This window comes from Streptomyces sp. NPDC101225, assembly GCF_044767585.1.
Taxonomy (GTDB): Bacteria; Actinomycetota; Actinomycetes; order Streptomycetales; family Streptomycetaceae; genus Streptomyces.
Genome location: NZ_JBIWOE010000104.1, coordinates 1 through 1,497, shown reverse-complemented (window position 1 = coordinate 1,497; position 1,497 = coordinate 1). Strand labels below are relative to the sequence as shown.

Below are 1,497 nucleotides of genomic sequence, written 5' to 3'. Positions count from 1 at the left end.
GCCGTGTAGTTAGGCGTGGGGTTGGTGTGTCAAGCCGTAGGAAGCAGAGATGGAGCTCCTGCTAGAACCGTGTCGACCAAGATCACTGTTCAGCAGGAGCTCCATTGAACGCCGAGTCTGTCATTTCTCATGAGGTTGCGGTTGCCGCGGGGCGGTTCGCGCCGGGCCATCTGGGCGAGTTAACGCGGATCGTCCCGTTCGAGATGGTCGACGAGGTGCTGAGCGAGGCCGGCAGGACAGAGCAGCGGATACGCGACCTTCCCTCGCGTGTGGTCGTCTACCTGCTGCTGGCCGGGGCCCTGTTCCCCGGGATCGGCTGGCAGCAGGTGTGGCAACGGCTGACGGCCGGCCTGGAAGGACTGGAGACGGCAGCTCCGACGGGCGGCGCGCTGGCGCAGGCCCGCAGGCGGGTCGGAAGCGGGCCGCTGCGCCGCTTGTTCGACCTGCTGCGCGGACCGGCCGCCGGGGTCGGCACCGTGGGAACGTGGTGGCGAGGTCTGCTCGTCTGCGCTGTCGACGGCACGCTGGTGGCCGTGCCCGACAGCCCGGCCAACCAGGCCGAGTTCGTCAGGCACCGCTGCAACAACGGCGGGGCGGGATACCCCTCGCTCCGTCTGCTGGTCCTGGTCTCCTGCGGCACCCGTACCGTCTTGGACGCGGTGTTCGGGCCGACCACGAACGGGGAAACGTTCTACGCCCCGAGCCTGGTCCGCAGCCTGCGCGAGGGAATGATCGTTCTGCTGGACCGGAACTTCGCCGTCCAAGCACTGGTCGAGGCGATCACCGAGACGGGTGCGCACGTCCTGGTCCGTGTGAAAGAACACCGCAGGCTTCCGGTCCTGGAGCGTTTCCCCGACGGCTCCTACCTGTCCAGACTCGGAGCCGTCGCGGTCCGCGTCATCGACTGCGAGATCACCGTCAGCACCTCCCAAGGCCGCCGCACCGGCGCCTACCGTCTCGTCACGACCCTGACCGATCCCCACGCACACCCCGCCGCCGAACTGATCAGGCTCTACCACGAGCGATGGGAGGTCGAGACCTCCTACCTGGAAATCAAGTCCACCCTTCTGGGCGGCCGGGTCCTTCGCGCCCGGACCCCCGCCGGCGTCACCCAGGAAGTCTTCGCACTGCTGGTCACCTACCAGGTCCTGCGACTGGCCCTGGCGGATGCCATCGGCATCCGCCCGGACACCGACCCCGACCGGGCCAGCTTCTCCATCGCCCTGAACACCGCCCGCGACCTGCTCGTCCAGGCCGCGGGCGTCTTCAACGACACAGTCGTCGATCTCGTCGGCACCATAGGCCGCCGGGTCCTGGCCGACCTCATGCCCGCCCGACGGATCCGCACCCGGCCACGCGTCGTCAAACGCGCCATCTCGAAGTACAACGCCAGAGGCACCGTCGACAGAACCAGCTACAAAGCCACCATCAGCATCGACATCCAGACCACCCGCACAACTTGACACCGGACACCCAGCGCTAACTACACGGCGTTGG

1 protein-coding gene is annotated in these 1,497 nt (G+C 67.6%); it reads left to right on the top strand.

Features of this window, described 5'->3' with window-relative positions; all coding sequences use genetic code 11:
• Window positions 1–104 precede the first annotated feature (104 nt).
• Window positions 105–1,463 (top strand): IS4 family transposase, encoded by a 1,359-nt coding sequence (locus ACIRPX_RS45940; RefSeq protein WP_404206138.1) that lies wholly within the window; start codon window positions 105–107, stop codon window positions 1,461–1,463.
• The last annotated feature ends 34 nt before the right edge of the window (window positions 1,464–1,497 follow it).